22 protein-coding genes and 3 pseudogenes are annotated in these 25,038 nt (G+C 70.9%); 9 read left to right on the top strand and 16 right to left on the bottom strand.

The window, feature by feature from the left end:
- Window positions 1–9: 9 nt before the first annotated feature.
- The 6 genes from ACIP9H_RS33040 to ACIP9H_RS33015 all read right to left on the bottom strand — a co-directional run bounded on the left by ACIP9H_RS33040 (window position 10) and on the right by ACIP9H_RS33015 (window position 8,370).
- Window positions 10–1,359, bottom strand: coding sequence for a hypothetical protein (locus ACIP9H_RS33040; protein ID WP_401583491.1), 1,350 nt, complete (start codon window positions 1,357–1,359; stop codon window positions 10–12).
- 95 nt (window positions 1,360–1,454) lie between these two features.
- Window positions 1,455–2,042 carry a hypothetical protein gene (locus ACIP9H_RS33035; protein ID WP_401583493.1) on the bottom strand — a complete coding sequence of 196 codons (588 nt, stop codon included), beginning with the start codon at window positions 2,040–2,042 and terminating at the stop codon, window positions 1,455–1,457.
- 494 nt (window positions 2,043–2,536) lie between these two features.
- Complete coding sequence (locus ACIP9H_RS33030; RefSeq protein ID WP_401583495.1) at window positions 2,537–3,049, bottom strand: DinB family protein; 513 nt, start codon at window positions 3,047–3,049, stop codon at window positions 2,537–2,539.
- 112 nt (window positions 3,050–3,161) lie between these two features.
- Window positions 3,162–3,518: a 5-carboxymethyl-2-hydroxymuconate Delta-isomerase gene (locus tag ACIP9H_RS33025; protein WP_401583497.1), complete on the bottom strand. Its 357-nt coding sequence runs from the start codon at window positions 3,516–3,518 to the stop codon at window positions 3,162–3,164.
- Window positions 3,519–3,665: 147 nt separating this feature from the next.
- The gene (locus ACIP9H_RS33020) at window positions 3,666–4,739 is read right to left on the bottom strand and encodes an FkbO/Hyg5 family chorismatase (protein WP_401962491.1); all 1,074 of its coding nucleotides are present in this window, start codon (window positions 4,737–4,739) and stop codon (window positions 3,666–3,668) included.
- 256 nt (window positions 4,740–4,995) lie between these two features.
- Entirely contained in the window at window positions 4,996–8,370 is a 3,375-nt protein-coding gene (locus tag ACIP9H_RS33015) for an amino acid adenylation domain-containing protein (RefSeq protein ID WP_401962489.1), read from the bottom strand.
- A gap of 411 nt (window positions 8,371–8,781) precedes the next feature.
- On the opposite strand from ACIP9H_RS33015, the pseudogene ACIP9H_RS33010 reads away from it, so the two are divergent.
- The 4 genes and pseudogenes from ACIP9H_RS33010 to ACIP9H_RS32995 all read left to right on the top strand — a co-directional run.
- Window positions 8,782–8,925: pseudogene (locus ACIP9H_RS33010) on the top strand (transposase); the annotation flags it as partial.
- Between the two features lie 111 nt (window positions 8,926–9,036).
- Window positions 9,037–9,642 (top strand): annotated as a pseudogene (locus ACIP9H_RS33005) (non-ribosomal peptide synthetase); the annotation flags it as partial.
- 74 nt (window positions 9,643–9,716) lie between these two features.
- A pseudogene (locus ACIP9H_RS33000) lies at window positions 9,717–9,873 on the top strand (IS5/IS1182 family transposase); the annotation flags it as partial.
- A gap of 23 nt (window positions 9,874–9,896) precedes the next feature.
- A complete protein-coding gene (locus ACIP9H_RS32995) occupies window positions 9,897–11,126 on the top strand; it encodes an amidohydrolase family protein (RefSeq protein ID WP_401962486.1) in 1,230 nt (409 codons plus the stop codon).
- Between the two features lie 422 nt (window positions 11,127–11,548).
- Here the strand turns inward: ACIP9H_RS32995 and ACIP9H_RS32990 are convergent, their stop codons facing one another.
- A complete protein-coding gene (locus ACIP9H_RS32990) occupies window positions 11,549–11,773 on the bottom strand; it encodes a hypothetical protein (protein ID WP_389244354.1) in 225 nt (74 codons plus the stop codon).
- Between the two features lie 118 nt (window positions 11,774–11,891).
- Window positions 11,892–12,143: a hypothetical protein gene (locus ACIP9H_RS32985; protein ID WP_401583504.1), complete on the bottom strand. Its 252-nt coding sequence runs from the start codon at window positions 12,141–12,143 to the stop codon at window positions 11,892–11,894.
- Between the two features lie 168 nt (window positions 12,144–12,311).
- On the opposite strand from ACIP9H_RS32985, the gene ACIP9H_RS32980 reads away from it, so the two are divergent.
- The 4 genes from ACIP9H_RS32980 (at window position 12,312) to ACIP9H_RS32965 (ending at window position 14,247) form a co-directional block, all read left to right on the top strand.
- Window positions 12,312–12,797 carry a DUF6188 family protein gene (locus ACIP9H_RS32980; protein WP_401583506.1) on the top strand — a complete coding sequence of 162 codons (486 nt, stop codon included), beginning with the start codon at window positions 12,312–12,314 and terminating at the stop codon, window positions 12,795–12,797.
- A gap of 44 nt (window positions 12,798–12,841) precedes the next feature.
- On the top strand, window positions 12,842–13,225 hold the full coding sequence (locus ACIP9H_RS32975; protein WP_401583508.1) for a hypothetical protein: 384 nt from the start codon (window positions 12,842–12,844) through the stop codon (window positions 13,223–13,225).
- Between the two features lie 156 nt (window positions 13,226–13,381).
- Window positions 13,382–13,774, top strand: a complete 393-nt coding sequence (locus ACIP9H_RS32970) for a hypothetical protein (protein ID WP_401962483.1) — start codon at window positions 13,382–13,384, stop codon at window positions 13,772–13,774.
- A 14-nt stretch (window positions 13,775–13,788) separates the two neighbouring features.
- Window positions 13,789–14,247: a hypothetical protein gene (locus tag ACIP9H_RS32965; protein WP_401583512.1), complete on the top strand. Its 459-nt coding sequence runs from the start codon at window positions 13,789–13,791 to the stop codon at window positions 14,245–14,247.
- A gap of 40 nt (window positions 14,248–14,287) precedes the next feature.
- Here the strand turns inward: ACIP9H_RS32965 and ACIP9H_RS32960 are convergent, their stop codons facing one another.
- Window positions 14,288–15,484: an MFS transporter gene (locus ACIP9H_RS32960; RefSeq protein WP_401583514.1), complete on the bottom strand. Its 1,197-nt coding sequence runs from the start codon at window positions 15,482–15,484 to the stop codon at window positions 14,288–14,290.
- Between the two features lie 77 nt (window positions 15,485–15,561).
- Between ACIP9H_RS32960 and ACIP9H_RS32955 the strand changes: the two genes are divergently transcribed.
- The gene (locus tag ACIP9H_RS32955) at window positions 15,562–16,533 is read left to right on the top strand and encodes a transcriptional regulator (protein WP_401962479.1); all 972 of its coding nucleotides are present in this window, start codon (window positions 15,562–15,564) and stop codon (window positions 16,531–16,533) included.
- Between the two features lie 7 nt (window positions 16,534–16,540).
- On the opposite strand, the gene ACIP9H_RS32950 is transcribed toward ACIP9H_RS32955, so the two are convergent.
- From ACIP9H_RS32950 to ACIP9H_RS32920, 7 genes are all read right to left on the bottom strand, one after another.
- The gene (locus tag ACIP9H_RS32950; RefSeq protein ID WP_401962478.1) at window positions 16,541–18,166 is read right to left on the bottom strand and encodes a glycoside hydrolase family 13 protein; all 1,626 of its coding nucleotides are present in this window, start codon (window positions 18,164–18,166) and stop codon (window positions 16,541–16,543) included.
- A complete protein-coding gene (locus tag ACIP9H_RS32945) occupies window positions 18,163–19,383 on the bottom strand; it encodes a Gfo/Idh/MocA family protein (RefSeq protein WP_401962475.1) in 1,221 nt (406 codons plus the stop codon). The genes ACIP9H_RS32950 and ACIP9H_RS32945 overlap by 4 nt, the downstream gene beginning before the upstream one ends.
- Complete coding sequence (locus ACIP9H_RS32940; RefSeq protein ID WP_401583819.1) at window positions 19,383–20,396, bottom strand: glycosidase; 1,014 nt, start codon at window positions 20,394–20,396, stop codon at window positions 19,383–19,385. The genes ACIP9H_RS32945 and ACIP9H_RS32940 overlap by 1 nt, the downstream gene beginning before the upstream one ends.
- Before the next feature lie 87 nt (window positions 20,397–20,483).
- A complete protein-coding gene (locus tag ACIP9H_RS32935; RefSeq protein WP_401962473.1) occupies window positions 20,484–21,380 on the bottom strand; it encodes a carbohydrate ABC transporter permease in 897 nt (298 codons plus the stop codon).
- A gap of 1 nt (window position 21,381) precedes the next feature.
- Complete coding sequence (locus tag ACIP9H_RS32930; RefSeq protein WP_401583522.1) at window positions 21,382–22,344, bottom strand: carbohydrate ABC transporter permease; 963 nt, start codon at window positions 22,342–22,344, stop codon at window positions 21,382–21,384.
- Window positions 22,345–22,353: 9 nt separating this feature from the next.
- On the bottom strand, window positions 22,354–23,625 hold the full coding sequence (locus tag ACIP9H_RS32925) for an extracellular solute-binding protein (protein ID WP_401583524.1): 1,272 nt from the start codon (window positions 23,623–23,625) through the stop codon (window positions 22,354–22,356).
- A 129-nt stretch (window positions 23,626–23,754) separates the two neighbouring features.
- On the bottom strand, window positions 23,755–24,786 hold the full coding sequence (locus tag ACIP9H_RS32920) for a LacI family DNA-binding transcriptional regulator (protein ID WP_401583526.1): 1,032 nt from the start codon (window positions 24,784–24,786) through the stop codon (window positions 23,755–23,757).
- Between the last annotated feature and the right edge of the window lie 252 nt (window positions 24,787–25,038).

Below are 25,038 nucleotides of genomic sequence, written 5' to 3'. Positions count from 1 at the left end.
GGACCCGGGTCAGCGGAAGGTCGCGGACCGGGGGCGGGAGCGGCGGTCGCGGGACCCGCCCCGGTCCGGGACACGGCGGGACCTGGGCTCGGCCAGACCCGCCCGGAAGAGCCCGTGGACGATCCGCCGCTCCGCGGCCGCCTGGAGTTCGTCCCGCAACGGGCCGTCTCGGAGCACGGCTTCGGGACCGAGCAGGCCCTCGACGACCGCGAGCGCCCCGGCGGTGTCGCCGTGGTCCAGGCGCTCACGGACGCCGGGGAGGCAGTCCGGACGGCGGTGCACCTCGTCGATCGCCTGGAGACAGGGAAGCGGGGTGCCGGTCAGCGCGGCCAGCAGTTCCTCCCTGCGGATCTCGTCCGGGCCGTGGTCCAGCGGGACGAGGATCCCGTCGACCTGACCGATCCGGTGCCGGGCGCCGCGGCACTCCACCAACCGCGGATCCCCCGCCGTGCCGGGGGCCCGGCGGGAGTCCGGCGGCACGTGCCCCGGCACGAGAGCGGCGGCGACCAGCGGGTGCAGCCGGTCCGCCGTGACGGCCCCGGCGCGCAGCAGCTCCAGGTCGGGCAGCACCCAGGTCGCCGCGTCGGGCAGCACCGGCAGCCGGGAGGCCCGGTCCTCCGCACGAAGCGACGAAATGCGTACGGTGGGCGGACCGGAACCGTCCCCGGTCGCGGTCAGGTCCACGAGCAGCGGGTCCCGCGCGCCAGGTCTGACGAGAACGGCGCCGCTTCGCCGGCCCTCGGCCCGGAGCACGAGCTCGGCCTCCGCGGGCCATCGGCCGACGGCACACCGGGGGTCAGGGGACCGGTCGCCGGCGGGCGGCCGGTCCGCTCCCGACCGGATCCGCAACTCGTCGGCCCTGCGGGCGTCCCACAGGTGCCGGTGCAGGTCGAGCCGGAACCGGCGGTGCGGACGGGGGTGGGGGTGGGCACCCGCCGCGGCCTGACCTGCTTCCCACAGCGCGAGGCTGATGCGCTGACCGGCATCCGCCCAGGCCGGAGGCGTCCGCACCACGAGGTGCAGGGACCGCTCGCCGTCCTGGTACCGGGCCAGGGGGATCGTCAGCCCCGGCCGCAACAGGCCGTCGGGGGCGATCCTCGGCATGTGCCAGCGCAGCAGGTCGGGAGCCAGATGGCGCAGATCCGCGCGGACCCGGGCCGCGAGAAGCCCGCCGTGCGTGCGGGCCAGCGCGCGCAGATCGAGATCGACGTCGAAGCCCGCGGCGGCGCACGCGCCGGCCCAGTCCCCCGCGCGGCGGCGGGCGGTCGCGGCCTCGATCATGGACGGCGGCACGGCGTACTCGCGTACGCGCAGCCACAGCGAAAGACGGGAATCCCCGTACGCGTTCTGAGTGAGCATCAGCACTCACCTTGCGCGGACGGGACCCCCGATCTGTTGAGAGGGAAGGTCGTCATCGCGGGGAGCATAGCGCTCGGTTTCCGGCTCTGCCACACCTATTCGGCCGGCCGCCCCGGCCGCCGTTCGGTCCAGTAGCGGTGGAGGGCCCAGGCGGCACCGAGCGCGGCGGCCACCCAGACGATGGTCTGGGCGAGGACCGCGGGTGGGCTCAAGGGGAGGAGTGCCGGCCCGGGCGGCAGCACCACCATCTGCAGGGCGGCGCCCACCGGCACGGTCAAGGCGGCCGCCAGTCCGGCCACTCCGCGTCGCCTTGTGCTCGCGCCCACTGCCCCCAGGACCGATCCGAACAGCAGCGCCGCCACGCACCAGACCACCAAACCACCGCCCGCGTCCGCGACGAGGGAGTCCGTCGCGTAGTACGCACCCGTGGCGGCGACCAGGGACACCGCCCCAACCAGCGTGCCCTGGAGCGGCGTTCGGGCCATCGCACCCACCAGCACGGCCAGTGCGGCCCACGCCCAGCCCGCGTCCATCAGCAGGCTGAGCACCTTGGCGGCGTCGGCCCACACGGTGCCGGTGATCGGCGCGCCGATGTCCGAGTACGGGGAGGACAGCGCGTTGACGAGTGAAGTGGCGGCCCCGAATCCCGCACCGGCCCCGAGGCCGACCGCCATGATCCTCATGGCAGGACCATAGCCACCCGGCCGTCGCACGGCAGCGTGAAATGATCTTCGCGAAACGTTGCCAACAGCTCGCCTGCGGGCGGATCGGACAAATCCATCCTGGTCGGCGGCAGACGAAAAGCCCCTGGCAGGACAAGGTCTCACCACAAGATCTTGTCCGAACCACCAGAGGCTTTACGTTGGTTACCCATGTTGCCACGCTCGACGTTCCGCGCCATGTCGTGGATCAACTTTCCCGGTTGCCGGACGCGCACCGACGGCGGTTGGGCACTCCGCGGAGATCTCGTACGCTGAGTCCGTCCCGTCAGGCCGTGCTGGTCCTGCGCTGGTTCCGGGAGCGGGGCTGTGTGCACTGCCTGGCCCGCGACGCGCGGCGCCGGCATCGGCATCGGCATACACATTCCGGTCCGACGCCCCAAGGGCCAGTCCGAGCAGGCCCTTCACGCCGACACCCGCACCACGAACATGCCCCGGCGATGACAGGATGGAGCCGCCTACGCGTGTTCCAGCTGGCGGCGCATATCGAGTTGATGATGCCGCAACTCGTGCAGCGTGTGCACTGCGAACCAACGCAGGGATCGCACGGCCGTCTCGGGGTAGGGGACGCTCAGAGTGCGTTCCCAGTCCGCGGGTCCGAGCTGGTCGAGTCCGTGGGTGAACAGCAGGGCCGCGTCGTTCAGTTGACGAGCGACATCGGCCGGTTCCTGCTGAATGTATCCGTCGTGTTCGACCCGCTCGTCCCGCCCCATCGGCTCGGTGACCGGCGAGTCGCTGCGTCGCGCGGCAAGCAGCCGTTCTCGCTGGACGAACAGCACATCGCGCATGTGACAGGCGTACTCGAGGGGACTCCAGAGCTGAGGTGCGGCGCGTCGTCGGAGTACGACAGGGTCGGCGCGCAACAGTTCCACATATTCGGAGACATAGTGGTGGGTCAGCACCGACACTTTATCGGCCAACGCCAGATCGTACTCGTAATTACATTCAGTACAGTGCAGCATGGTATCCATAATATCTAATCCCGCCCCTCGGAATGAAGGAAAACGACTGTCTCGCTTATCCGCCGTTGAATCCTGATGACCTCTGGGACCCTGGCGCACACAGTCCCGCCCATGACCGAGATCAGGGGAGAAGGAGCTGATGATAGCCCTGCAGTTCCCGAATCTCAGTGGTTACTTGGACGGAGTATGCGCTGGGGATCGTGAGGTGCTCCTTGAGCAGGCCCAGTATCAGTTTTCCCAAGCGTTCCTTCAGCTCCTCGGGACGGCCTGGCAGGATGTCGACGATTGCGTGAACCATGTGGTGGTGGGGGCTTCCGTCGCCGACAACAGTCTCGTCGAGGACGAGGAACCGGGTCTTGAATCCCCCCAGCGCGCTACTGATCAGGTCGGAGGCCGCAGCATGCGTGGCCAAGGCGAACCCTCTCCTGTCGAAACCCGCCGCCAGGGCTTCCGGGTACTGGACCGTGATCTGTGGCATGCCTACACCTTCCCGTAATCAAAAGACCCACCAATAGCGCGGCGGTGTGATCGCGGGTCGAACTCGTCCGAGTCGCTCAGCTCGGACGCAGTGGTCGAGCCTGCCGCGGTCACCGCGCCGCCCACCTCACCCTGCTCCGGCCACGGCCTACTCGCCGACATTCCCGACCGATTCGGAGCTGCCCGGCTCCCGACCGGATATCCCGACACCATCGACATCCGCCATCAGCTCAGCGGCGACTCGCGCATCCGGGTCCGAACTGGCCGGGCGCTGCCGGCACACCCCCTCGATCTCCACGAGCAGGTCGGGCCGGCACACGTCGACGTTGAAGTAGGCGATCTCGGAGTCGGCGCGGAACACCTGCGCGCAGATGTCGCGAACGGTGGCAAGGTGCTCGGGATCGCGGACGTAGACCTTGACCTGGTCGAGATCCCGCGCGGCGTAACCGTGGCCTTCCACGCCGTGCCGGTGCAGATTGTCGCGACCGACGAGTGCGTCGATGTTGCAGAGGGTCTCGAGGGTCTGCCGTGTGACGTCGTCCGCGTGCACGGTGTCCTCACCCAGGATGCTGGCCGTGCCCGACACGAACACGCTCCCCGTCTGCTGCCCCCGCAGGAACGTCGCGCGGGCGAAGCTCGGAGACTTCGGTCCGTACCGTGACGGGTACTGGTAGGCCGGGGTCTGCCGCGGATTTTCCAGGTGGACGGTCCGGCCCTGTTTCGCGGCGAGGACACAGAGGTCGATGCCGGGACTGAGCGTGCCGATTCCGGTGGCGGCCGGCAACTGCGGGAACTGTTCGGCCCAAGCAGCGAATGCTTCGGCCCGGCCGACGCAGAAGTCGCGGTAGATCTCGACACCTTCCGCGTTCGGGCCGGTGATGTCGCCGATCAGGTTCCACATGCGTACCAGGTGGGTGTAGCCGCTTTCCCACATGAACCGCAGGGCGTCATCGTACAATTCGCGCACCGGCTCCCGGTACACCGGCTGCGGCCCGAGGCGTACGGCGTAGAACAGGTACTCGCCGTCCTCGGAATAGACGGCGTCCCCCGACGTGCCGGAGCGCGCGGGCCGGTCGGTCCGCCAGACCTCCTCGATCGGAGCGCCACTCCCGTTCGCCATGTGGGTGGTCAGGCAGGGGATCCCATCGACCAAGGTGGGCTCGGCCGGTCTGTCGGCGAAGATGATCCGCCCCAGCACACTGCCGCCCGTCGCGTCGGCCACACCGGCAATGCTCGGGACCAGATCGGACCGCAGCCCCCGCACACGGTTCCGAAGTTGTGAGTGATTCAACGTATCTCCAAAGCTTGATCCAATGACGGCGGCGCCCGCCGCGAGGCGCAGCAGGGCGCATCTGAATCGGGTTCCGGTCCGACGAATTCGACCAGCACAAACCAGTGGAACGGCGCTCAGGACGGGTCGCAGCAAGCCCGAGTTGCCTGCGTCCTCGGCCATGCGATGCCTGTGCCGGTGGCCGCGCTCAGGGCGCGACTCCCTCCTCGGTCGCCAGCACGGCGAGTGCCCGCTGCTCGACCACCGCGGCCAGATCGACCAGCACCGGAAACTCGAACACGGTGCGGACGGAGACGTCGACGCCCAACGCGTCGAAGATCTCCCGGGTCACCCGGATCGCGGTCATCGAGCTGCCCCCGCACTCGAAGAAGGAGTCGGAAGCGGCCACCCCCTGCACTCCGAGCACCTGTTCCCACGTTGCCGCCAGAAACTCCTCCACCACGGTCGCGGGCTCCACCCGCTTGCGCCCCGCCGGCTCGCGCTGCGCCCCGGGGAGCGCATCCGGCTCATGCGATGGCGGAACGGGCACCGCGAACGCCGAGCAGACACGGTCGGGATGGGCGCTGCCCTCGGTGAGGACCTGGAAGAATCCATCGAGCAACGCCGAGGCGGTCGCCTGATCGAAGCGCTCCACGTCGTAGCACAGCTGCACCTCGGTCCCGGCGACCGTGTCGTTGACCAGGAAGGTGGCTTCGTTGGGAGCCGCGCCGGAGTCCCGCTCGCCGAGCACGTGGAGCTCCGCGGCACCTGACCGCAGGCGTACCGGCAACCCGGACGGGCGCACCGACAGGACCACCGGGGTCAGCGGTACTCCCGGTGGCCGCACCACGCCCGCGGCGTCGGCTGCGTCCGACAGTGCCGCGGACGGCAGATCGCGGTGCGTCAGTGAGCGGTTGCGTGCCAGCGCCGCCTCTGCCACCACCGTCCGGAAGCTCTGCTCGGCTTCCCACCGCACCCGGACGGGCAGGGTCGCGATCAACGGACCGACCACGTGGTCGAGTTCCACCACATCGCGTCGCGCCGCCGGCACCCCGACGAGAACGTCACGGGTACCGGTCCACCTGGCGAGCAGCACGTCCAACGCCGCCAAGTACACCGCGAAGGGGCTCAGCCCACTGAGTGAACCCAGCTTGCGCACCGCGTCGACCGTCTCCGGTGCGAGTGGACGGCTCAGGCGCTTTCCCCGGCAGCTCAGAGCACCGCCCCGGGCACGGCGGGACACGTCGTACGGCGGCCGCGCGCCGGCCAGTTCCTTCGTCCAGAACTCCCGATCGGCGGTGGTGTTCGCGGCGAACAACGTTTGTTCCCAGCGGGCCACGTCACTCAACTGCACGGCTGGTTCCGCCATCGACTGCCCGGACCCGGCGAGGTGCGTGGCCAGTTCCTGCAGAAGGATGCCGGCGGACCAGCCGTCGAAGGCCACATGGTCCACCGCGATGACCAGGGTGGCCGTGTCCTCCGCGGTCCGGACCAAGGCGGCGCGCAGCAGCGGCACGTCGACGTCGAGCGCGAAGGGCTGCCGGGCTGTCTCGTCGAGGACGGAGTGGATCTCCTCGTCGCTCATGGCCTGCGCGTCGTACTCGGTGAACGGGACCCCGGCCGGCGGGCGAACCTCGCCCGTCACCTCCGTCCCGTTCGCCCGCACCACCGTGCGCAGCGCCTCGTGTCGGACGACGAGAGCATTCAGGGCGGCGGTCAGGGCGGCCGAGTCGACCCGGCCGGTGATGCCGATCGCGAACGCTTCTGCGGTGGCGCCGGGAAAGCCGCTGACCTGGCGAGTCATCCACAGCTGGCGCTGCATGTCGGTCAACGGCACACTCGCGGCGCCGAAATGCCGCACCGGTGGGGGCAGGGCCGTCCCGGCATCAGCCAGCCGGCGCGCCAGGCCCGCCACGGTCGGCTCGGTCAGGAACGCTCCGGGCTGGACCGCGGTGCCCAGTTCCGCACGGACGCGGGCGACCACCCGGGCGGCGGCCAGCGAATGGCCACCCAGGACGTCGAACCGCTCCGACCGGCCCACCCGGGGCAGGCCCAGCACGTCCGCGATGATGGCGGCCACCTGCTCCTCGACCGCGCCGTGCGGCTGCTCACCGTCGCCGCCACCGGTGCCGCCGGTGCCGGTGGCGGGGATGGGAGGCAGCGCTGCCCGGTCCGCCTTGCCGCTCGAGTTCAGGGGCAGGTTCTCCAGCACCATGATGCGAGCAGGGACCATGTAGTCGGGCAGCCTGCCGCGCAGGTGATCGTGAAGCTCGGCCTCGGTGACCGGCGCGGTCCCCGCCGGCGCCTCCACATAGGCGTGCAGCGTGCGGACGCCCTGGGGGTCCGCCGGGGCGGTGGCCACGGCGTTGCGCACGCCCGGGTGCGCGGCCAGCGCGGACTCGACCTCGCCGAACTCCACCCGGAAACCGCGCACCTTGACCTGGTCGTCCAGGCGGCCGAGGTAATGCAGGACACCGTCGACGCGGCGGACGAGGTCGCCGGTGCGGTAGCGCCGCGCACCCAGGGAGGCGGGGTCCTCGACGAATCGCTCGGCAGTCAGCTCCGGCGCGCCGAGATAGCCGCGGGCGACGAGTGGTCCTGCCACCCACAGCTCGCCAGGTGTCCCGTCGTCGACCACCTGCTGATCGGCGTCGCGGACGGTCAGCTCGCTGCCGGCGACGGGCTGTCCGATGGGCGGGTTCCCGTTCTCCGCCCGGCCGATGACGTGTGTGGCACAGAAGACGGTGCACTCGGTCGGCCCGTACACGTTGACGACGGTCTCCACTCCCGGCTGTGCGTACAGACGGTCGACCAGCGAGCGAGTGGCCGCCTCGCCGCCGAGGTTCACCCGGCGCACCCCGCTGGGCAGTGGCTGTTCCAGCAGGGCGGCGATCGCGGAAGGCGGCGCGCCGATCATCGTGACCTCGTCGCGGGCCGGCAGCGTCGGCAGGGCAAGGATGTCGTCGGCCAGGACTACGGAACCACCGGTGCTCAACGGCCCGAAGATCTGGTGGACCGATGCGTCGAAGCTGAGCGATGCAGTGGCCAGTCCCGCTCGCAGATGCGCGGGATCACTCGTGCGTTCCACCCACCGCAGGAACGCGACCACAGAGGAGTGCTCGACCGCCACACCCTTGGGTGCGCCGGTGGAGCCGGACGTGAACAGGACGTACGCGAGACCGTCCGCTGGCACAGGGGCCCCGCCGCTGTCGTTCAGGTCCTCGACGATGACGGGCTGGGCACCGGTCGCCGCGCAGGTGGGGGCCAGCTCGCGGGTGGTCAGCACGTACCGGATCGCCGCCTGCTGGACCATTTCCTTCCGGCGGGACAACGGCAGTAGCGGGTCGAGCGGGACGTAACCGCACCCTGCCCGCCACACCGCGAGAATCCCCGCGACCATCCGCTCATCGCGGGGGAGACAGACACCGATCAGGTTCCCCGCGGGCTCGGCCAGGCCCTGCGCGAATCGGGCGGCCAGGGCCGTCAACTCCTGATAGCTGGTCCGGCGTTCGCCTGCGATGACCGCTGTGGCGGTGGGAACACGTTCGGCCTGGGCGGCCACAAGATCATAGACAGTCGTCATTGCGTTCTCTTCGAGAATTGGGGCAGGGATGGTCCAGTTCGCCGGCCGGACTGGTGGCGCCGGAAGCCGACCTGACGTGGTTTCTTTTCGGCGTGGACCGTCTCGGCCCCAAGTTCAGCAGTACCTGTGCACGACGGGATAGCCCGGCTTCGGCATTCATACGGAGAACTAACGGGCGCCAAGTTCCGGCAACCGGACCAGGCACACCGGTCAGGATCACCAGCGCAGGCGGGCAAGGGATCCGCGACTACTTGACCAGGCCCGTGGGTCGGACCCCACCCCGCTCGCGATGACCCAGCAGGTCCGGACTTACGAGAGTGTCCAATGGGCGGCGGATCCGATGATCAAGGAGATGCCTGATGAGCGGGACCATCACCGAGCACGAGGCCGTGGAGGAGCCGGTCGTCGAGCGGGCTGTTGCAGCAGTTGACCAGGCGGGTGCTGGAGTCGGCCCTGGAGGGCGAGATCACCGATCACGTCGGCTATGGCAAGCACGATGCGACGGGCGGGAACAGCGGCATTTCCCGCAACGGCACCCGCTCAAAGACCGTGCTGAATACCCACAAATCGGCCCATCCGGTCCGGTTGGCCGAGACGTGTGACGGCCTGCACATTCCGTTCCGAACGCAGCGGACGAGTTAGCATGTCATTAAAGGCTCTTGTGCTGTGCTTCGCAGCCTCTATAGGTTTCGCGCTGAAATCAGCTACAGCAAGTGGAGCACACGTGCGGCCCCAACCGAACCCGGGCACAGCCGAGGTAGCAGGTCGACGGACGTCCCTGACTGCGTACTTCGCGTTGCCGACTCGGACGGCGGACCCTTCCCCGTCGGTGACGACGACGGCGAACTGTACATCGGGGGCGCTCCCCTTGCGCTCGGCTACCTCAACGATCCCGAACGGACCGCCCACGCGTTCGTGGCCGCGCCACCCGGATCGTCCGTGGACCGGCTCCACCGGACCGGTGACCGGGTACGCCTGATCGACGGGCAGTTGGAGTACCCGGGACGAACCGACGACCAGGTGAAGATCCGGGGGCGGTGCATTGAGCCGCAGGAGGTCGAACACCACCTGCCTTCCCACCCATTGGTCGGCGACGCCGCTGTGATGGCGGTCCGGGTCGTGGAGGACGCCGAACCAGTGGCATGGATCCGGGTGGAGGCCGGCACCTCGCCCCGCGAACTCTCCGCCGTCCTCCGCGCACACCTGGCCTTGCTCCTGCCGCCCGCCTATGTGCCCGGGCACTGTCCACTGCTCGACGAAGTGCCCCTGACCGGCAGCGGGAAGCCGGATCGGGCGGGGCTGCGGGCGCGAGCGTCTCTCCCCCACATGTCCGAGGTGCCTCCACACCCATCCGAGGTCTGCGGGGCCGCCCCCGCCGCAAACCCCGGCGCCTGTATGCCGACCGGGGCTACGACTTCGACGAGTACCGCCGACTTCCATCAAGGTCTCCTCCGACTTGCCTGCAGCATCACCTGTCTCCGACGGCTTCGGGCGGCATTCTGAAACGATTAGTTAAGGTCGAGTAAATGTCTATGGTGAACGAAACCGCACATCACGGCACCACGGTGCTGCGGGCGTCACGGCTGTTCGACGGCGAAACGGTCCTGCCGTGGGACGACCCCGTCGTGATCCTCAAAGGAACGACAGTAGTCGGAATCGGCCGTGCCGCGGATCTGCGGCTTGGAGAGACCGTCGTGGACTTTCCGGGCGCCACCCTCATTCCCGGTCTGATCGATCCCCACGTGCACCTCGCCTTCGACGCGGGCCCCGACCCGGTGAAGTCACTCGCCGATCGCGACGACGATGCTGTCGTGGCCGCGATGCGCGTCGCGGCCGCGACAGCATTGCGCGCCGGCATCACGACCGTGCGCGACCTCGGCGACCGAAACTTCCTGTCACTGGCCCTGCGAGGCGCGACGGACCTCCCGACCATCGTGGCGGCCGGGCCGCCGCTGACCACCGTGGCCGGGCACTGTCATTTCCTCGGCGGTGAGGTCGGGCCCAGCCCCGCCGAACTCCGGGTCGCGGTGCGTACCCATGTAGAACGTGGTGTCGACATCGTCAAGATCATGGCCAGCGGCGGCACGATGACGACGGCCAGCACCCCGGAGCAATCACAGTTCGCCCGGGAAGCCCTGCGTGCTGCTGTCATGGAGGCGCACCGGCACGGGATCCCCGTGACCGCGCACGCGCACGGTTACGACGCTGCACTCGACGCGATCGAGGCCGGGGCGGATGGTGTGGAACACGCCGGTTTCTGGTCGGCCGAAGGAGTCGTCGCGCCGGGGCGTGAACTCGTCGAGCGGATCGTCTCCCAGCGCGTCGCGCTCGGCGCCACCGCCGGAGCGCTACCCGGAACCGGCTCGGTGGTGCCCGCGGCCGTATCCCGGAGAATGCCTGAAATCATAGCCAACTTCGCGGCCCTGCACGCGGCGGGAGCGGTGATCGTCGCGGGCACGGACGCGGGGATCGGCCCGTACAAACCGCACGATGTGCTCCCGTACGCGCAGGATCGGCTGGCCGCATACGGAATGGACCGGATGGCCATCCTGCGGAGTATGACGTCGGTCGCCGCCGGTGTCTGCGGTCTTGGCCACCGCAAGGGCAAGCTGAAGCCGGGGTACGACGCCGATGTCGTTGTCGTACAGGGCGATCCGATCAGCGATCCCTCCGCCCTGCACCGGATTGCGGCGGTCTATTCCCGCGGCACCCGAGTCGATCCGCAACGCCGGCACCAGGGCCCTGCCTCACACTGAGCGCAGATGGTCCACACCCACGCAGATTCGTCCAGAGCCCGTCCTCGGGTGATCTCGCCCGGCCGTTCCGTCCCCACGGCACATCGAAGACTTCCGCAGTCCGGGCTGTCGGCGCTCCAGTTCTCGGACGGCCGACAGCCTCCGCCGATGCGGGTTGCGCGAGGTCGCCGGCCACGCTCGTCGAGGAGTGCTCAGCGCCGGTTGCCGCGTTGGGTGGTGACCCCGCGGCGGAGGTCGCCGTGGGGTCCAGTTGGTCCGCCGCACCGTTTTCCGGAAGCACCTGCACCGTGTCGGTGTGCCCTTCGGTGAACCGGCCTGGGACCACGGTCGTCGGTGTCGCGCGGGTCTCCCCGGCACGACAGCGGCGCCGGACAGGAGTCCTGCCCGGCGCCGCCCGCCCGTTCTCGGGTGTTCCGCCGACGTCAGGGAAGCCAGAGCGTCAGGAGGAAGCCCGGGCTGTCCCACGTGCACGTGTACTGGTAGGCCTGGCCGGAGTCGACGAACTTCTTGCCGGCCGTCTTGCAGGCCTCGCTCGTCGAATACACCTTGTACGGCACGCTCGCGTTCGCCGGGGCGGCGAGCGCCAGCATCCCGGTGAGCGTCGCGGCCACGGCCACGGCGACCGAGGCGCCCCTGCGCTTGTTCATGTCCCCTCCACGAAGAGCTCGTTGCTACGACTGGATCACCGGCATCCTCACACCGTCACAATGGACACGTCAAGAATGCGGATCATGTACCGGCCGCACGGGTCGATTCGGTGGGCGTTCACGATGCGGGTCTGTCGGCTGCGAGGACAACTCTGCGGCCCTCGGAGCAGCGGTAGGAGACGGTGTTCCGAGCGGCGTCATGCTCGCGGGGCAGCAGGATCTCCAGGGCGCCGCGCGACGCGTCCAGCGGTGTTGTGGGTGGCGTGGTTGTCGCAGACGAGGTGCACCTCGAGCCCGGCGGGTACTCCTTGTCGACCCGGATCAGGAACTTCTTGAACTCGATCGCCCGGCGGCGGTGCAGTGCCGGCATGACGGTGCCATCGGCGATGTCGAAGGCGGCGAACAGGTCGGCCGGCTGGGGCGGTTCACGCGGGGGCGTGCATCGGATTGTCGTACGTGGACGCGGTGCACGGGCTTCGTCGGCGTCCGCTGCGGGACTGCACAGTTCGCGTCATGCCGCCCTGGCACTGGAAATCCCATGGCTCTCGGCCGTCGATTCAGCCACTGTGCAGGAGTGAGCACTGAAGAGAGTCCCGTCGAACATCAGGACCGGTGGATCCTGAACCTCCGCGGCATGAGCGTCACCAAAATCAGCGTGGACGTCCGGCTCGTGCTGGCCCTCGACTCCGGCTGGGAAGTCGCGATGGAAGCCCCCGTCAAGCTCTCGCACGGGACGGCCCACGCCAACCCGTCCGTGCTCCTGAACCCGGAATCGCAGGACGTCGCAGCGTCCCTCGCGCTCTTCGGAGCGAAGGTCCTGTCGGCGGTCGCGTTCAAGACCGGCACCCTGCGTCTCGTTTTCGACACCGGCCACCACCTCACCTGCTCGTCCGATCCGTCCTTCGAAGCGTGGCAGGTCACGGGTCCCTCAGGATGGTGCTTCGCATCACTGCCTGGAGGCGACCTCGCCGTCTGGTCCGGCTCAGGAGTGAGCGAGTCCCAGTCGCGGCACGCGGACGACTGACTTCAACGAGACAGGACAGCTCAACGCGGGGCCAGGGAGGGCGCATGGGGCTGGTATTTTTTCCGGGCGACGGGGACACGAGCAGTCCTGATGTCCCCTGGTCCTACAGCGGTTTTGCCGCCTTCCGACAACGCCTGGCCCAGGCCGAGGGGTTCGCCCTCTCCGCGATGTGGGGGTTCGGCGGCGAACGGCCGTGGAGCGAGGTGACCACCGTGCTGAAGTCGCTCCTCGATCATCCGGACGACAGCGGTGACGACCTCTCGCCCGCCGACTGCGCGGCGATCCTGCCCCGTCTGGAGGTCATCGTCGATCAGTGGGCACAGGGCGGCGACGACCCGCTCCTCCACCGGCACGTCGAGGACGCCCGCCGGCTGGCGACCGTCCTACGGGTCTGCGTCGACAAGCACGTCCCCCTGCTCTTCCTGTGAGACACACCGACAGTCGTACTGTGGCCGAACAGGTTCGCCGGAGTGGGTGTGTTGTGCAAGGTGACGCTGTTGTGATCCATAATCCGTGTCGGCAGCTTCGGGGAGGGAGTGCCCATGCGGCACAAGGGTGGGTCTGCACGAACAGTCGGGCGAGTAGTGGCCGTTGCCTTTGCCGCTGTCCTGATGAGCGGCTGTTCGTCGAGCGAGCCGGCGCAGGCCAAGGAGTGGCAACAGGATTACTGCGGCAAATTGGGCTCCTGGCAGGATGCGAAGCACGCCGCCGCGGCGGATGACGCGGACGTCGACACCGGGGGTGGACCCGATGTGCGGTCGCCCGAGTCCGAAGACACCGAATCCGCGGGTCAAGCGGCCATCGACGCCTCGAAAAGGCTTGCCCGGCACGGCCTTGAGCACGGTGGCACCTCCGTCCTCGACGACACCGTCAATGCGGTGGGCGGCGACGTCGGGGCTGAGTCGCGTGCGGTGTCCTACTGCGACAGCTCAGGCTTCGAGACGTTGGTCGGTTCGGCCGGCTGGACCCAGCGGTGAGCAGGACAGTGCCGGTGACGTCCGGTGACGCGATGTTCTGGGCCTACGACGTGGCGCTCGGGGTTCTCTTCGTCGAAGCAGCGCGCGTCGGTGCGGAGATGCCGGCGGACCTGCGGCCCTCGTGGTGGCCGGAGTTGGAGAAGGTGCTCCGCACCCATGCGGTGGTGGGCGGCAGTTTCGCTGTCGTGCTCGATGACGTCGGCGTCGAGCAGCGGCAGATGTTCCTCAGCTGTGTTGTGGAGGCGGCTCGCCGGATCGAGGCGCGTGGTGGCGTGAGCCGGGACGAAGTCTCGACCTGGCCCGAGTTGGAGGAGAGCGCGACCAGCTTTCTGCGGGGTGCAGAACACATCGCCGCCGCGCCGCTTGTTGAGCTGGCGCAGGCTCTCGTCGATCTGGCTGCCGGCACGCTCTCTCCAGCCCCGGCCGAACGCTATTGGTACTACGGAACGCCGGAGGGCCGGATCGCGCGGTAGGCGCGGTTGGCCTGACAGGCCGTGTCCCGCGCCCCCGGCGTCAGGACACCGGTTGACGGGCCGCCGCTGCCGGGGCGCTCGGCGTGGGGCGCAGGCCGGGGGCGAGGAGGAGGGTGACCGTGACGGAGACGACGGCCAGGGCCGTCATCGCGGTGGCCGGGGAGCTGTGCTGGGCGACGGTGCCGGCGAGGAGGGCGCCGAGGCCCTGCCAGGCGAGCATGCCGGAGGAGTGCAGGCCGAGGGCGTGGCCGCTGAGTTCGTCCGGGGTGAGGGCCATCAGGCGTTCCTGGAGCACCAGGCTCGCCGCGTAGCCGACCGACGCGAGGGCGACGACGGCTGCCGCGAGGGCCGGCGCGGGGTGCAGGGCGAAGAGCAGGTAGGGCGCGGCGAGGAGCAGCCGGAGCACGGCGCCCGCGCGGTCGCGGCATCGGGGCGGGAGGAAGCGGCCGGCCAGCGTGTCGCCGACGAGCATGCCGCAGGCGGCGGAGGCCAGCAGCGCCCCGGCGTGGGCGGGGGTGTACGGCACGAAGAGCGACTCGCAGCCCACGATGAGGCCGTTGGGCACCCAGAGCGCGAGGTACACGGTGCGGCGCGGACGGGACGACCAGAGCAGGACGTTGGTCCGCCAGGTCTCCGCGGGCGACGGGCGGCCGGCCGCGCGCGGCGGCCTGGCGGCGAGCCCGAACCGGGTGGCGGCCGAGGCGGCCAGGTACAGGACGGCACCGACGAGCAGGACGCCGCGCGGCGACAGGGCGGAGAGCAGGAGGCCGCCGACGGCGAAGCCGCAGATCTGCATGGTGCCGGTCGACATGTTGAGCACGGAACGGCCCAGCAGGAAGCCGCCCTTGGGGAGGATCTGGTGGAGCAGGCCGTAGCGGACCCCGCCGCCCACGGAGGCGACCAGGCCTTCGGCGGGCAGGATGAGGAAAGCGGCCCACAGCGGGAGACCGGGGACGGCCAGCGCGGCGGTACCGAGGGCGAAGAGCAGCGAGACGGCGCTCAGCGCGGCCCGCGGCGGCAGGCGGTCCGCCGCGGACAGCAGCAGGGTGGCCCCGGCCACTTGCGCGAGGGACGGGCCGAACATGGCCAGCGCGGACAGCAGCGGGGAGCGGGTCGCGTCGTAGACCAGGGTGCTCAGGGCCAGTCCGCCCACCGTCTGCGCCGCCACCTGGGCGGTGGCGGCGAGGAACAGCGGGGTGAACTCCGGTGTGCGGAACAGCTCTCGGTAGGTGCGCATGCAACGGAGTGTCGGGGGCGGCGCGCCGTGCGCTTAATGTTTCGCACGGACGCGAAACGACAGGGAGGCGGGGCGGGATGGGCTGGTGGCAGGTCAACACCGAGACGCTGGTGGGCAGCCGCTTCGTGGTCTCCCCGCTGGCCGAGGCCATCGCGAGCCTGAAGCTCCTGGACCGGGGCAGCGCCGCGCACCCCGGGGAGCGGGCGTGGCTCGACACCCATCTGCCCGCGTACCGGGAGCGGGTGGGCGGGGACCCGGTGAACGCTCTGCTGGTGCGCGTCGCGCTGGGCGGCGCCTGGAACGCCGATTTCCTGACGCCCACGCCCGCCGGTGACGGCAGCCCCGGTTTCGAGGAGGAACTGTCCCCGGTCCGCGGGACGCCGCCGGACCTCGCCCTGGCGCACATGGCGGTGTCGGCCGGCGGCACGGTCCCGCCGCTGCTGCGCCGGCCGGATCTGGCGGTGCGTGCCGCGGACGTCCTCACGTGGGTGTGGACGCACACGGTCCTGCCGGACTGGCCGCGGCGGCGGCGCGTGATCGAGGCCGACATCGTGGCGCGGACGGCGCAGTTGAGCCGGGGCGGCTGGGCCGAGGCGCTGGACGCCATGCGCCCGGGGATGCGCTGGCTCGGCGAGGGCCGGTTGCAGATCAACACGCGGGACAACCCGCCGCGCGACGTGTCCGGGGCCCGGCTGATGTTCGTGCCGGTCACGCCGGTCGCCGGGTGGGTGTCGTGGGACGAGCCCCTGCGGTACGCGGTGGTCTACCCGTGCTCGGGGGCTCTCGCCGAGGCGGGCGGGCCGCGGGTCCCCGAGGCGCTGGGTGCGCTGCTCGGTCCCGGGCGGGCCGCGGTCCTGGTGCTCGTCGGCACGCCGAAGAGCACGACGCAGCTGGTCGCCCTCACCGGCCAGGGGCTGGGGTCGGTGGGGCGCCATCTGAAGGTGCTGCTCGACGCCCGCCTGGTGCGGCGGCGGCGCGCCGGCCGTTCCGTCCTGTACTACCGGACGGAGGCCGGCGACGCGCTGGTCGCGGCCCAGCACACGGACTGATGTGCCGTCAGGACGTGCCGCGCAGCCAGACCGTGGTGTCCGCGGGGACGACGCGGTCGTCGAGCGGGGCGCTGGCCAGCAGGACGTCGTCGCCGGGGGCGAGGGGCACGGGGTCGGGGCCGAAGTTCGTCAGGCAGCGCAGTCCGGGGCCGCGGCCGAAGGCGAGCCACGAGCCGTCGTCCGGGCCGTCGACCGCGAGGGCGGCGTCCGCGGGCGCGGTGTGCCGCAGGCGCAGCGCGGAGCGGTAGAGCTCCAGCATCGAGGCGGGGTCGTCCTCCTGCGCTGCGACGGTGAGGTCCGTCCAGTCGCCGGGCTGCGGGAACCAGCAGTGGTCCGCGGGGGCGGTGCTGAATCCGTAGGGCGCGGCGGTCCCTTCCCATGGCAGCGGCACGCGGCAGCCGTCGCGGCCGCGTTCGCGGTGGCCGGACCGTTCCCAGAGCGGGTCGCGGAGCCGGTCGTCCGGCACGTGGGCCTGGGGCAGGCCCAGTTCCTCGCCCTGGTAAAGGTAGGCGGCTCCGGGCAGGGCGAGCATCAGCAGCGCGGCGGCGCGGGCGCGGCGCAGGCCGCGGGGGCCGCCGCCGTACCGGGTGACGGGCCGGATCGCGTCGTGGCTGGAGGCGACCCAGGTGACGGGGGCGCCGACGGCGCGCATGGACGCCACGGAGCGTTCGACGACCGCGCGCATCTGCTCCCCGTCCCACGGGCATTCGAGGAACGCGAAGTTGAAGGCCTGCTGCATCTCGCCGGGGCTGACGTAGCGGGCCAGCCGGGCGGGGTCGAAGACGGCGGCCTCGGCGACCATCACCCGCTGCCCGGGCGGGACGGCACCGGGCGGCGCCGGGTGGGTGTCGAGCAGCCGTCGCCAGGTGCGGAACAGCGGGTGCAGTTCCTCCTGGTCGTAGTACGGCATCAGGTGGTTGCGCAGGATGTCCTGGTGCTGGCCGGGACCGGCGTCGGGGAGGCCGGGCGCCTTGTAGAGGGTGTGGGCGACGTCCACGCGGAAGCCGTCCACGCCGCGGTCGAGCCAGTGCCGCAGGATCCGTTCGAAGTCGGCGACGACCTCGGGGTGCCGCCAGTCGAGGTCGGGTTGCTCGGGTGCGTGCAGGTGCAGGTACCACTCCCCCGGGGTGCCGTCCGGTGCGGTGACGCGGGTCCACGCGGGGCCGCCGAAGGCCGACTGCCAGTCGTTGGGCGGGAGTTCGCCGTGCGTGCCGCGGCCGGGGCGGAAGAGGTAGCGGCTTCTGGCCGGGGAGCCCGGGCCGGAGGCCAGTGCCTCGCGGAACCAGGGGTGCGCGTCGGAGGTGTGGTTGGGGACGAGGTCGATGAGGACGCCCAGGCCGAGCTCGTGGGCGCGGGCGGCGAAGGCGTCGAAGTCGGCCTCGGTGCCCAGGTCGGGGGCGACGGCGGTGTGGTCGGCGATGTCGTAGCCGCCGTCGGCCAGCGGGGAGGGGTAGAACGGGGTGATCCACACCGCGTCCACGCCGAGCCTGCGCAGGTGGTCCAGGCGCGCGGTCGCGCCGGGGAGGTCGCCGACGCCGTCGCCGTTGCCGTCGGCGAAGGAGCGCGGGTAGATCTCGTAGCAGACCGCGTCCCTCCACCAGGGCGTGCGGGACTCCGGATCCGGGGTGCTCATACGGCCCTCTCGAACGTCGGCGGGGCGGGGACGGGTTCGGTGCGGCCGGTCGCCGCGGACCGGGTGGCGGCCTCCGCGACGGCGACCGCGGCCCGCCCGGACGCCGCGTCCGCGACGGGGGTGCCGCCGTCGGCCGCGCAGCGCAGCAGGTCGGCGAAGGCCGCGCGCACGCTCTCGGCGTACACGTGCTGCTTGCGCGCCTCGCCGCCCAGGTCGGCCACGCAGGTCACCCGGTGGGGTACGGAGCGCACCACGCCGCGGCCCCGGGCGGGCGCGGCGGAACCGGCGTCGCGCTCGACGGTGACGGTGACCCGTTCGCCGCCGTGCGGCCGCAGACCGGGGACGGCCAGCAGATCGGCGGCGCGTTCGGGAAGCTCCTCCCAGCGGCGCGCGCCGTCCTCGTCCGTCCAGGCCGTGATCGTGGCGTACGTCGGGATCCAGCCGGTGACGCGGGCCTCGGCGAAGCCGTAGTCCAGGCGCATCAACTGGCGTTCGGCGCGGTGGGCGTGGGTGAAGGAGTGCGTGTGGGTGGCGACGGCGCCGCCGGGATGGGTGGCGGTGGCGACCACGATGTCCACGGCGCCGACCGGCTCACGGCCTTCCCTGCGGACCTCCGTGCCGTGGACGGCGACGGGGTCGCTGCCCATCAGCGCGCGGGCGGCGTCGAAGAAGTGCACGCCGTGCTCGATGTGGATGCCGCCGCTGTGGGCGGGGTCCCAGAACCAGTGGCCGGGGTCCAGGGCCTCGTCGGCGGCGTCGTTCTCGAAGGCGAAGCGCACCAGCGGGTCCAGCAGCCCTTCCCCGCGCAGCCGCTGGAGCATCCGGAGCACGGGGTTGTAGCGCAGCACGTGGTCGACGACGAGCACACCGGAGGAACGGTCGGCCTCCGCCTCCACGCGCAGGGCGTCGTCGAGGCTGGTGGCCAGCGGCTTCTCGCTGAAGACGTGCCGTCCGGCGCGCAATGCGCCGACGGCGAGGTCCGCGTGGGTGGCAGGCGGGGTGGCCAGCGCCACCACGTCCACCCCGGGGAAGTCCGCCAGCGCGGCGGCGTCGGGGCAGACGGCCGCGCCGTGCCGCCGCGCGAGGGCGGCGGCACGGTCGCGGTCGGGGTCGGCGCAGGCCACGACGCGCACACCGGGCAGTCCGGCGATCGCGTCCAGCAGGTAGGCGCCGAAGGCGCCGCAGCCGGCGAGGCCGACACCGAGGGGGGTCGTCATCAGACGTGGTCCAGGCGGGCGACGCCGATGTGGGCGTCGGCCATGCCGTAGAAGACGTAGCGGACGCCGTCGATCTCCTCGATCGCGGTCGGGAAGACGACGTTGGGGACGGTGCCGGAACGCTCCTCCTCGGTCTCCGGCTCCATCAGGGGCTCGTCGGTGCGGGCCAGGATGCGCGCCGGGTCCTGCGGGTCCAGGATCATCGCGCCCGCCGCGTAGCTGACCTTCTGCTGCTGGGCGAACGGGTCGTCAATGCTGCCGGACACGCCGTGGTGGATGAGCAGCCAGCCCTCCTCGACGCGGATCGGGGCCGGGCCGGCGCCGATCTTGAGCTCTTCCCAGGGGTGCTCGGAGAGCGCGACCAGGCGGTGGTCCCGGGGACGGGCCAGGGCGCCGAGGTCCTTCTCGACCTCGGCCACGGGCACGTAGGAGATCCAGATGCCGGGGCGCTCGTCGGTGACGCCGGCCGGCAGGTGCACGCCCTCGCCGGGACGGAACCAGCCGAGGTCCCACATCGGGCGGTGCAGCATGGCGAAGGCAGGCTCGCCGTCCGGGCCCGGCACGGGCTCGGGGAAGTGCACGACGTCCTTGTTCGGGAACAGGTTGAGGTCAGTGTCCAGGTCGGCCTGGTAGGCGAACTGGATCGGGCCCAGCCGCTCCCAGGTGACCAGGTCCTTGGAGACGGCGAGGGCCGGCTTGGGGCCGAGCGGGCCGTACGCGACGTACGACATGACGTGCAGGCCCAGCGCCTCGATCCAGGTGGTGCGGGGGTCCTCCACGCCGGCGTTGTTCTTGCCGCGCTCCCATCCGGCGTCGGGGGCGAGGACGACGCCGCGGCGCTCGACGCCGGTGGGCACGCCGTCCTCGACGACGACCTCGGCGAGGCCGACACGGGAGATGTTGCCCTCCGCGACGAGGCGGGGCAGCAGGTGCAGGACTCCGTCGGGGGTGCGGCCGGAGGCGGGGTTGAGCACGCCCTCGGCCTCGTTCGCCTCGCCGGCCAGCGGGGACATCACGACGCCGACGCGGGTGAGGCGGTAAGGGACGGAGGTCGAGGCGGTGGAGCCGGTGGTACCGGTGGTGCGGTCGTTCACAGGGGTTCAGCCCTTCGTGGCGGAATCGATGTCGGTGGAGGTGAAACGGCTCTGGAAGACGAGGTAGAGGGCCACCGCGGGCGCGGCCAGCACGCACGCGCCGGCGAGGATCGCGCCGAACGGGTTGGCGGCGGAGGAGGAGACGGTGCTGATGTAGTTGGCCAGGGACACCGCGAGCGGCTGCATGTTCTGCTCCTTGGTGACCAGGAACGGCCACAGGAACTCGTTCCACGGCCCGGTGAAGCTCAGCAGCACCACCGAGGCGATGGCCGGCTTGCACAGCGGGATCGCGATGCGGAGCAGGATCTGCAGTTCGTTCGCGCCGTCGATGCGGGCGGCCTCGAACATCGCCTGCGGCAGTTGCAGGAAGAACTGCCGGAAGATGAAGACCGCGCTGGTGTTGATGGCGAACGGCAGGATCATGCCGAGGTAGGAGTCCGCGAGGCCGTAGTCCCGCACGATCAGCACGTACAGCGGGATCATGAGCAGCTGGAACGGGACGACCTGCACCAGCAGCACCATGGCGAAGGTGGTGCCCTTGCCGCGGAAGTGCAGCCGGGCCAGGGCATAGCCCGCCAGCAGGCCGAAGACGGTGGTGCAGATGATGACGCCGCCGGTGAAGATCCCCGAGTTGACCAGGGAACGGCCCAGCGAGATCGCCGAGTTGATCTCGGTGTAGTTGTGCAGGGAGAGGTTGCCCGGGCGGGGGAACGCCCCGGCCGGGCTGCTGTCGGGCTCGCGCTGGAGCGAGCCGATGAGCATGTAGTAGAAGGGGAAGAGGAACGCGAAGGCTCCGGCGAGCAGCGCCAGCCGCGACAGGATCCGGCGGACGCCGGAGTGCGTGTGCGGGCTGTGGTGCGCCGCCGGACGGCGCGTCAGCGTGGGGGCGTGGGCGTCGGCCATGTCAGTCCCTCTCCAGCACGCGGCGGTAGACGAGGGAGATCGCGGTGATCAGCACCACCAGGATCACCCCGATCGCGGCCGCCTCGTCGGGGTGGCCCTGCTGGAGGCCGCGCTGGTACATCAGCAGCACCGGTGAGGTGGTGGCGCCGTCCGGGCCGCCGCCGCTCGTCAGCAGATACGGCTCGGTGAACAGGTTCGCGCCCGTCACCGTCGCCATGACCAGCACCAGAAGGGTCGCGGTGCGCACGGCCGGCACGGTGATGGACCAGAACATCCGCACCTTGCCCGCGCCGTCGAGGGACGCCGACTCGTAGAGCTCTCCGGGCACGTTCTGCAGCGCCGACAGGTAGAGCACGATGAAGAAGCCCAGTTGCTTCCAGGCGACGAAGACCGCGATGGTCGGCATCGCCAGGTGCGAGTTGACCAGCCACGACGGGTGCGGCGCGAGCGGCCCGAGGGCCTGGTTCACCAGGCCGTTCGAGTTGAACAGGAACAGCCACACGCCGACGACCGCCACACTCGCGGTGATGTACGGCACGTAGTAGGCCGTGCGGAAGAACGCCCGCCCGCGCAGCTTGGAGTTGAGGGCCGTGGCGAGCACGAGGGACGCGCCCACCGTCAGCGGGACGTTGATGACCAGGAAGATCGCGATGTTGAGGAAGGAGTTCCACACCGCGGGATCGGTCAGGACGGCGGTGTAGTTGGCCAGCCCCACGAACGGGCGGTCGACCTGGGCGCCGGGCGCGGCGAAGAAGTAGTCGTGGAAGGACATCCACACCGCGAAGCCGAGCGGGTACAGGAAGATCGCGGCCAGGTAGAGCACGTACGGCGAGACGAAGGCGATGCCGATCGGGTGCCGGCCGGCGAGGCGCAGCCTGCCGGGCCGCGGCTCCCGTGCGGTCCGGGGGCGCGCCCCGGGCCGCGTGGGCCCGGGGCGGACGAGGTCATGCTGCGTGGAGGACATGGCGCCGGCTCACTGCTTCGCGAGGCCGTCGACCTTGCCCGCCGCCTCCTGGAGGGCGCTGCTCACGTCGCCCTTCCCGAAGATGACGGACTTGGTGTACGCGTCGCGGAAGGTCTGCCAGATCTCCACGGAGTTCGGGACGTTGGGGGCCTCGACGGTGTGGTCGGCCTGCTCGGCGAAGGTCTTGTAGGCCGGGTGGGAGGCGAAGTACTGGGGGTACGCGGCCGCGAGGTCCTGGCGCATCGGCATCTGGCCGGTGGCCTCCAGCAGCTTGCCGTCCTGCTCCTTGCTGGTGGCGAACTTCAGGACGTCCCAGGCGGTGCCCTTGTTCTGGCAGGCGGTGAACATGCCGATGGACTTCTCGTCGCTGAAGGTGCCCTTGGCGGCCGAGCCGGTGGCCGTGGGGACCGGCACGGCACCCCACGTGACCTTGTCGCCGTAGACGGAGACCGCCCACGGGCCGACGATCGCCATGGCGGCCTTGCCGTCGGCGAAGGAGTCGCCGTTGTACTGCTCGTTGGGCGCGAGGTGGTCCGCGTACATGGTCTTCCAGAACTCGGCGGCCTTGACGCCGTCCGGCGAGGCGAACTGGGCCTTGCCGTCCTCGACGAGCTGCTTGCCGGTCTGGGCCGCGAACAGCGGGTAGAAGTCGAACCAGGACTGGTAGAACTCGGAGGTCGGCGCGGGCCAGATGGCCGCGTGCACGCCGGACTTGACCAGGGTTCGCGAGGTGTTCAGGAAGTCCTGGTAGGTGGCGAGCTTGGGGTGCTCGGGGTCGAGGCCGGCCTTCTTGAACAGCTGCTTGTTGTAGAAGACCATGACGGGGTTGCTCTTCCACGGCATCTGGTAGTGCTTGCCGTCGGGCGAGGCGTACTGGGAGAGCCGGTCGCCGGTCCGCGCCTTCAGGTACTGCTCCGCGCCCGGGAAGTCGTCGAGGGCCACCAGGCCGCCCTGCTTCTGGAAACCGGGCACGGCGGCCGGAGCGGTGTTCAGGATCAGGCACGGGGCGTTGCCCGCTGTGATGGCCGCGCCGATGACCTCCTCGGAGCTCTTGCCCGCCGGTATCTCCTGCGCCTTGACCTTCTCGTCCGGGTGGGCGGCGTTCCAGTCGGCGACCATGCTCTTGCCCCAGGCGACTTCCTGGGCGTTGTTGGAGTACCAGACGGTGATCGGCCCGTGGGCGTCGTCACCGCCGGCGGAGCCGGACCCGCCGCTGCCGCACGCTGCGAGCGGCACGGTCAGGGCCACGGCGGAGAGAACTCCGAGGAGGGTCTTCTTCATTGCGGTGTGCTCCATCTTCTCAAATGCGGATGAAACGGCTGTTCCGGGGCGTCGTCCGGCCACGGGGACGGCCTTTCACGAGAGTGAAACGTTCGGGAGACGCGGGCCACGCGGGGCCGCGCGGGTCGGTCAGGGCTGCGGTCTCGTGACGGGCGCCGGGCCCGTGGAGTCGCGCAGCATCAGCGCGGCGGGGTCGAGTTCCACGTGCGGGGTGGCGCCGGTCTCGATCGTGCCGATCAGGGCGAGCGCCGCGGCACGGCCCCAACGGGCGGCGTCGGCACGGCCGGTGGTGAGCGAGGGCCGGGTCCACGAGGCCAGCGGGACGTCGTCGAAGCCGACGACCGACAGGTCCTCGGGCAGCCGCAGCCCCGCTTCCTGCGCGACCGCCATACCCGCGGTCGCCGACAGGTCGTTGGCGTACACGATGGCGGTGGGGCGGTCGGGGCGCGCGATCAGCTCCTGCGTCGCCAGCGCCCCGCCCTCGGCGGTGAATCCGCCGGGCAGCACCGGGCACGGCGGCAGGCCGGCCTCGGCGACCGCGTCCTGGCAGGCCTTCAGGCGCCGCTGCGCGTGCAGGTACTCCTCGGGGCCGGCGACATAGGCGATGCGCCGGTGGCCGAGCTCCACCAGGTGGCGTATGGCGCCGGTCACCACGGGGCGGTCGTCCAGGTTCACCGTCGCCAGGCCCTCGACACCGCCGTCGGCGCCCACGGCCACGCCCGGCAGGCCCAGTTCGCGCAGCAGGCCCGGCCTGGTGTCGTCCACGCGGAGGTCGGTGAGGAACACCCCGTCCACGCGCTGGTCGTCGACCAGGCGGCGGTAGGTGTCCGTCTCGTGCTCGGGCCGGCACACGTGCAGCATCAGGCCGTCGCCGGACTCGGCTATCACCGACTCGATGCCCGCCATGAACGCCGGGAAGAAGGGGTCGGTGCCGATCAGGTCCGGCTCACGCGTCAGCACCAGCCCCACGGCCCGCGCCCGGCCCGTGGACAGGGCCCGGGCGCTGCGGCTGGGCGTCCAGCCGAGCTTCTCGACGGCCGCCCGGACCCGCTGCTGGGTCGCGGCGGCGACTCCGGGGCGGTCGTTGAGGACGAAGGAGACGGTGGCCCGGGACACGCCGGCCAGTGCGGCGACATCGGCGATGGTGGGGCGTCGGGCCATGACGGACTCTCCGGGTACGGCTGCGAAGGGAAGCCACCACGGCATCGCGGGCACCGTCGGGCGACGTGCGCGGAGGCACGCCGTCCGGCGGCGACCTCGGCGCCGGAAGCAGCACGTTCTGCCGCCCGCATACCGGTGCAATCTTCGCGAAGCGATTGCTTCACCTGTCGTTTGAACCGGTTTAAACGAGCGATGTGAGGAACCCTGGACCTCGATGCCGAGGGGTGTCAAGAGTTTGTATGGGACCGCACA

The organism is Streptomyces sp. NPDC088732 (assembly GCF_044751205.1).
Classification (GTDB): Bacteria; Actinomycetota; Actinomycetes; order Streptomycetales; family Streptomycetaceae; genus Actinacidiphila.
This window is presented reverse-complemented; position numbering and strand designations above follow the sequence as displayed.